Source organism: Chryseobacterium sp. IT-36CA2 (assembly GCF_949767875.1).
Lineage (GTDB): Bacteria > Bacteroidota > Bacteroidia > Flavobacteriales > Weeksellaceae > Chryseobacterium.
Genome location: NZ_CATKPG010000005.1, coordinates 1 through 5,295, shown reverse-complemented (window position 1 = coordinate 5,295; position 5,295 = coordinate 1). Strand labels below are relative to the sequence as shown.

The 5,295-nt window shown below is 32.3% G+C and carries 5 protein-coding genes; all 5 read left to right on the top strand.

Going from position 1 to position 5,295, the window contains the following annotated elements; all coding sequences use genetic code 11:
• The coding region (locus ACM6F9_RS00795; protein WP_414843979.1) for a helix-turn-helix domain-containing protein at positions 1–259 on the top strand (259 nt) is incomplete at its 5' end.
• A 375-nt stretch (positions 260–634) separates the two neighbouring features.
• Positions 635–2,203: a helix-turn-helix domain-containing protein gene (locus ACM6F9_RS00790; protein ID WP_414843978.1), complete on the top strand. Its 1,569-nt coding sequence runs from the start codon at positions 635–637 to the stop codon at positions 2,201–2,203.
• A 162-nt stretch (positions 2,204–2,365) separates the two neighbouring features.
• Positions 2,366–3,511: a hypothetical protein gene (locus ACM6F9_RS00785; RefSeq protein WP_414843977.1), complete on the top strand. Its 1,146-nt coding sequence runs from the start codon at positions 2,366–2,368 to the stop codon at positions 3,509–3,511.
• A 139-nt stretch (positions 3,512–3,650) separates the two neighbouring features.
• Positions 3,651–4,778: a hypothetical protein gene (locus ACM6F9_RS00780; protein ID WP_414843976.1), complete on the top strand. Its 1,128-nt coding sequence runs from the start codon at positions 3,651–3,653 to the stop codon at positions 4,776–4,778.
• Positions 4,779–4,978: 200 nt separating this feature from the next.
• Positions 4,979–5,295, top strand: a 317-nt coding sequence (locus tag ACM6F9_RS00775) for a transposase (RefSeq protein ID WP_414843975.1), incomplete at its 3' end; no start/stop codon positions are given.

The window sequence follows — 5,295 nt, the reverse complement described above, 5'->3', positions numbered from 1 at the left end:
GAAAAAAGAAGAATTTAAAATTATATTCTCTAGAAAAGACTTTTCCTTACTTGATGTGATGAACTGTAGTAAGATGCTTGTGGGTAAAGAAGATGAAGATGCTTTTGTATTTAATCAAAAACTTCATTCTTTTGATGAGGAATCTATCCTGAAGATACTTGATTACCAAAAGGAACATAATTATAGCAACAGTGAGGTTGCCCGATATTTTAAAATAAGCAGAAATACTATTGCTGGCTGGAAAAAGAGATTTATTTAAATAAGCAATGTTATTAGATTCCAAGTAAAATCCTATAGACTTCAGAAATGAAGTCTTTTTTATTTCTAATTATGAAGTGAATTTCGTCAAGAAATAGTAAATTTTTAAAGTCATTAATTGTGTGATTTTGTAGATATTTTTTATGCCAGAATTATATTTTGTTATAATTTTAACTCGAAATTTTTAAATACACAACACTGATGAAAAATGACAATAATTCTATTAATAATTTAATAATATTATATCATATCGAGAGCCTTTTGCGCAGACTTATATTAATATAGAATATAAAATTAATTATCTTTAAAATAAACTTTAAATAGCGTTTACTTAAGAACGGTCAAAATCTAAACTTTTAAATCATCTTTTACCCTCATGAATAAGATATTTTTTTTGATATTCTTAGCAATAGGAATACCTCTTATATATGCCCAACATTCTGAAAAAGAATTAAAAGAAATATACAAGCAAATTGAAAAAGTATATTCTAAACCAGATTCCGCTATGATAATTGCCAATAGATTTTTACCAAAACTGCAGGGTGACAACAGAGGCTTAGCAGATTTACATTTGTATATCAGCCAATGTTATACAGATGCTGGGCAGCAAGAAGAGGCATTACAGCATGCAAAACAGGCTAATATTTTTGCATTGAATACTTCAAATTATGAATTAATAGCTCGGACATCAGGATTGTTAGCTACCCAATACAGAGCTATGAAACTCTATACTAAAGCTAAAAATTTACTACGTTCTGGGATTTTGGATGCAGAAAAAATTAGTGATAAAGATATGAGAGTATGGGTAAAAGCATGTTTTCTAGAAGAATATGCCATGAATCTGGCTGTAGAGAAAAAATATGACTCTGCTGTCATATATAATCATAATGCCTTAAATATGCTATCTCAGTGTAAAGCAAAATGGTCGGGCGTAAAGTTACGATATGCCGTAGCTTATGTCGGCCTGGGGGATAATTATATTAAAAAAAATGAACTGGATTCTGCTGAATATTATTTAAATAAAGTAGCACCCATCTCCAAAGGAACCTATATGAGTTCATATGCTAAAGGAACATCCGCAATAAAACTGTCCCTTATTTATAGTCGCAGGAAACAGTATCAGAGAGCCATCGATACCCTTAAAAGCGTAGAAAGATCAATAGATTCGGATCTAAATTCTACAAAGGTGGAATTGTATGGATATCTTTCTCAAAATTATAAAGCTATTAGTGATTTTAAAAATTATATAAAGTATAATGAAATATATTCTACCTTAAAAAATAAGCTATCAAATGAAGAGCGAAAAGCGATTGAAAAATCTTTTCAGATGATAGAAGAAGAGGTTGTAAATGAATCAAAGAAAAGCATTTTTAGTAGAAATGTAACCTATTTCACCATTTCATTTTCAATAATATTTATTGGTTTCTTGCTTTTTTATTATCGGAGAAAGAGGAAAAATGAAAAAATTTATTTCCAGAATTATATCAAAACATTAGAAAATAAATCGAAAGAACAAAGCGATGAGGAAACTGCTGCAAAGACAATACCCAAAGCTTCCTATATTACCGAAATACATAAGGATACAGAATTACAGATCCTAAAACACTTGGAAAATTTTGAAAAATCTGAAAAATACACAGATCCGAGTGTAAGCTTATCATCAATTGCAACTGATTTTAAAACCAATACCAGATATTTGTCAGAAGTAATTAACAAACACAGGCAAAAAAACTTTAAAGCCTATCTCAACGAATTACGTGTTGACTATATTTCAAAAAAGATACTTACTGATCCCTTACTAAGAAAATATAAAATAAGTGCCCTTGCTGAAGCTTCAGGGTTCTCATCTGCAGAAAGTTTTTCTAAAACTTTTAAGAAAATAACAGGTATTTTACCTTCTGTATTCATCGAAAATATCAGTGCACAAATAAATGAGAAAAAATAAATAATATATTGATTAACAAGGTTTTGTTGTATTGTTAGCATCCGGAAAATGCAGAAAAACACTGATAAAACATTTTCTTACCGTAGTATTTTGTAATTATTTTTGCAAAACGAAAATCTCTAAACCGATTTTTATTTTACAATTACATAAACACTATTTTAGATGAAAAAAACAATCTTATTACCTATTTTATTATTGGGACAATACTCATTTGGACAAATAGGAATTAACACAGCAACTCCCAAAGCAACATTAGATGTCATGTCTTCACCTTCTGATCTTACCAAAGCAGATGGTTTAATTGTTCCAAGATTAACAGGTGATGAACTTAAAACAAAAGATGCTTTATACACAACTGATCAAACAGGGGCAATGGTATATGTAACTGCTGTAAGTGCGGTAACTACCCCAAAAACGATTAATGTAAAAGAAACAGGCTGCTATTTTTATGATGGAAATCTTTGGATGAAGATGAGTATTGAACCATGGAAATCCTCCCAAACAAACTTCCCTGCAACTTTAAATAATGAAAATATCTATCAAATGGGAAAAGTGGGTATTCTTACTATAAAACCTGTTGCTGCTTTGGATGTTCGCGGTGCAGTACGGTTCGGAACTCCACATGCTGATGAAGCAAGCGGAGTTTCTCCGATAGGGGTAAATTCAATGGCAGTAGGATCAACCAATTTAGTTCCCGGAACCAATAGTGTTGCTTTTGGAGTCTCCAATACCATCAAGAGTGCACGAAGTATAGTGATAGGTGGAAGTAATATTTTAAGCAATACCACCACTTCCATGGCTGTTGGGGATAATAATGAAATTGCCTCTCCTGCAAACTATTCTTTTGTAAATGGAATACGAAATAAGGTGAACTCAAATATTTCATTTGTTCAGGGCGCAGATAATATTGTAAATACAAACGCACCATATTCTACTATTTTTGGAAATGCTAATACTATTGGCGGTGCTGGCTCAATTTCTTATGCTACTTCATTTGGTACCCGAAATAGCACTCAAGGGCATGTTTCTACAACTATCGGATCGGATCTTATCGCTAAAACTTTTTTAGAAACTGTAATAGGAAAATTTAATGAATTTACTTCTTCTACCTCTAGTCCTATTGCTTGGGTGCCTACAGATCCGATTCTTCAGGTAGGTATAGGGGATTCCAACAATAGAAAAAATGCACTTACCATCTATAAGAATGGCGTAGTACAGATTAATCAACTGAAAGGCATTGGAAATGCATATGCCTGCATAGATACTAATGGTAATCTTTTCAGAAGCTCAACACCTTGTACACCATAAAAACCACATAGGTTGTAATTACTACAAAATACAGATTGATCCTAAACAAACTAGATTAAAACTGATGCTATCATTCGGCATTTTTAAATACAAAGGATTTATATTGTTTAAATAAGATTCTAAAAATAAACACGCATAGATGAAACAAATTATTTTATTATTAGGCCTGCTGCTTACACAATATTCGCTGGGACAAACCGGCGTTTATACCGCAGTTCCTAAAGCGACCCTGGATGTAATGGCTGCCCCTGCTGACCTTACTAAAAAAGACGGCATTATTGCCCCAAGATTAATAGGTGATGAACTTAAAGCAAAAGATGCTTTATACACAGATAATCTTGACGGAGCAATTGTGTATGTTACACAACCAGTAACTTTACAGGGTATTAAAACAATGAATTTAATTTCTACAGGTTATTTCTATTATGATAAAAAAAGTCATAATTGGACGAAATTGAACGCTGAACCGTGGATATCTGTCTCTACATCTTATCCTGCTAGTTCAAATACTCAAGATATTTATCATATGGGAAATGTAAGTATAAACAATCCCAAACCTTACGTCCCTCTGAATATTACGGGTAGCGGCAATATTGGAACCCCACATAATGATGTGCTCAACGGTATTAAACCAATGAGTGGGACTTCTTTATCAATAGGCACATCCAATCTAATCATAAGACCCGATAACATAGCTTTGGGCCAGAACAACTTAATACAAGGTGTTGGAAGTGTAAATAGTATGGCAATTGGTGAGAGTAATAGTATAGATCAATCCACCAGCGCATTGACAATGGGTGATAATAATACCCTTTCTAAGGCACATTACTCTTTTGTTGGAGGAACAGGAAATAAAACAGATACTAGTCTTTCTTTTATTTTCGGAACTAATAATATAATAAAAAATAGTAGTGTTAGCTTTGGAGATTCAAATATAAGTAGTAATGTTGAATCAGTAACAATAGGAACACAAAATGTTTCTAATGGCCTGTATTCAACATGTATTGGATCTAATCTTATTGCTGATGGAAGTTCACAGTTAATCATTGGAAAATATAATTATCCGAACGCGGATATAAATGATATAAATCCCCCCATCTTTCAAGTAGCTATAGGAGATTCAGATACTAATAGAAAAAATGCTCTTACAGTAAGCGATATATCAGGAAAAATACGGCTCGATCAGCTAAAAGGTACACAGAATGCTTATGCCTGCCTGGATGCAGCAGGGAATTTATTCAGGAGTACAACTCCATGCATTCCTTAAATCATTATATACACTAAATACAATGATGATAACTGACGCATTCACAATGCGACAGTTTACTAATGAGAATGATATAGCGGCAAGCAGATTTTTTTGTTCCCTCGTTAAAATTTAGTCTTGTTGCTTTCTCTAACAAAACGGGAGAATAAGTAATTATTAATCAGTTGGTTTTAGAAATAAACCACACATAATCAAAATCTATGAATCTGAGAAACCTGAATATTGGATCACTCCTTAAAATTAGTGTGAGCAAAAATCAGATAGATATAAGCCGTATATGTAATTTTTTAAATTGTACAGAAAAAGAAGTGCTCGAAATGTATTCTTCACCGTCTTTAGATACGGAAATATTATTGCGCTGGTCCAAGCTCCTTGAATATGATTTTTTTAGACTCTATTCTCAGCATTTGATCTTATATGCACCTCAGTCTTCTATGCAATATGTACAAAAGAAAAAAGCAGATAACTCACTTCCTGCTTTTCGGAAAAATCTTTATACTAAGGAAATTGTAGAATA